The organism is Agarivorans sp., from assembly GCF_050295395.1.
Lineage (GTDB): Bacteria > Pseudomonadota > Gammaproteobacteria > Enterobacterales > Celerinatantimonadaceae > Agarivorans.
In genome coordinates this window covers 1-1,595 of record NZ_JBNKPP010000244.1, presented here as the reverse complement: position 1 = coordinate 1,595, position 1,595 = coordinate 1, and the positions used below count along the sequence as shown (strand labels likewise).

Below are 1,595 nucleotides of genomic sequence, written 5' to 3'. Positions count from 1 at the left end.
ATATTAATAATCAGCTGTAGGCTGGTCAGTTGCGGGTCGTTTAAGCAAAGCTTAGCTTCATCCATCGACTCCACACTGGCGCCGTAATGTTTAATCAGACCCTGTTGCTGGAAGTCTTGCAACCAAGTAAATATTTCACCGTCTTGCATCACTGGGTAGGGGATGCAGTGTAATTGAATTAAATCTAAGGCATCGCTTGAGAGTCGCTTCAGGCTGCCCTCAATACCCTTTAATAAACCTTGTTTGGTGTATTTATCCGGGAATAAACTGCCATCGCGGCCAATTTTGGTGGCGATGGTAATGTCTTGATGTTGTTGATAAAACTCGCCCAGTACACTCTCGCTCAAACCCGCGCCGTAGACATCGGCGGTATCATAAAAACGTACTCCACTGTCGTAAGCGGCACTTAATATTGCCAGTGATTGCTGTTTGCTAATGGGGCCAAAGTCGCCACCAAGCTGCCAACAGCCTAAGCCTATTTCAGTAAGCGCTAAGCCACTTTTACCTAAGATTCGATTTTTCATTGTTTGTTGATTCCATATTTACTGTCTATTTAGTTAAGTTTACTCATTTTATGTTGTTTGATAATTCATTATTATTGGAATTATTGTTCATAAATTTGGATTAATATGTATAGCGGTGTGGTTGATTTTGTCACGGTAGTCGAGAGCGGCAGTTTTACCGCGGCTGCAGATAAATTAGGCGGTTCTAAAGCTAGCATTAGTCAACGGGTAAGTGACTTAGAAGCGCGGTTGGGGGTGCAGTTGTTATATCGCTCAACCCGCAAGCTGCGCTTAACGGAGGCCGGTGAGGGCTACTATCATAGTTGCCGGCAAAGTTTGGAGTTATTAGAAGAAGCCAACCTAAGCGCCCAGCAGCAGCAACATCATCTGCAAGGCAAGGTGGTGATTAACTCCCAAGGTGGGATTTTTGCCGAGCAGTGGTTGGCTCCTGCCTTGTTGGCCTTTCGCCAGCAGTATCCCAAGATTGATATTGAATTGGATTTGTCTTCGCAGCGTGAGGATCTATTGGCCGCGCCGTTTGACCTAGTGCTGCGTATGGGGGCCTTGCCTGATTCTAGTTTGCAAGTGCGGGTATTAAGTCAGCTACATACCCATGTGGTGGCTAGCCCTGAATATTTGCAACAACACGGGGTGCCAAAGCACCCCGAAGAGCTTAAAGCACATCCTTGTATTTGTGGAACGGTGTCACATTGGCCCTTTGTTAAACAGCAGCAACGTTTAACGGTAGCGGTAAAAGGGCCTTTCTCTTGCCCTAATGGTCATGTGTTAAAACAAGCCGCCTTACAAGGGCTGGGGTTTATTCGTAGCCACGATATGTATCTTCGCGATGCACTGGCCGACGGCAGTCTGCAAGCGGTGTTACAAGACTGGCAAGAAAGTAGCCAGCCCTTATGGATGGTATTTCCACCGGCTCGATTTCGTTCCAAGCGAGTGAGTGCGCTGGCCGATTGGTTGGTTAACTATGCCCAGCAACATCCCATTTAGCTTGCCTATGTTCTCGGATAGATGCCCGCTAAGAAAGCAGCCAGTCAATGCGGTTTCATGGATGGAATTCCCGCCCGCTCGTTTTCG

At 47.2% G+C, this 1,595-nt stretch carries 2 protein-coding genes; one reads left to right on the top strand and one right to left on the bottom strand.

What is annotated here, in order from left to right; all coding sequences use genetic code 11:
- A partial coding sequence (locus tag ACQY6Q_RS14350) for an aldo/keto reductase (protein WP_427982374.1) occupies positions 1–524 on the bottom strand: 524 nt, incomplete at its 3' end.
- 105 nt (positions 525–629) lie between these two features.
- Between ACQY6Q_RS14350 and ACQY6Q_RS14345 the strand changes: the two genes are divergently transcribed.
- Positions 630–1,508, top strand: a complete 879-nt coding sequence (locus ACQY6Q_RS14345; RefSeq protein WP_188407575.1) for a LysR family transcriptional regulator — start codon at positions 630–632, stop codon at positions 1,506–1,508.
- Positions 1,509–1,595: the final 87 nt, after the last annotated feature.

Bases quoted from the DNA above. Each gene is read 5' to 3' on its own strand.
- ACQY6Q_RS14345 (WP_188407575.1), top strand. From the start codon at position 630: ATGTATAGCGGTGTGGTTGATTTTGTCACGGTAGTCGAGAGCGGCAGT.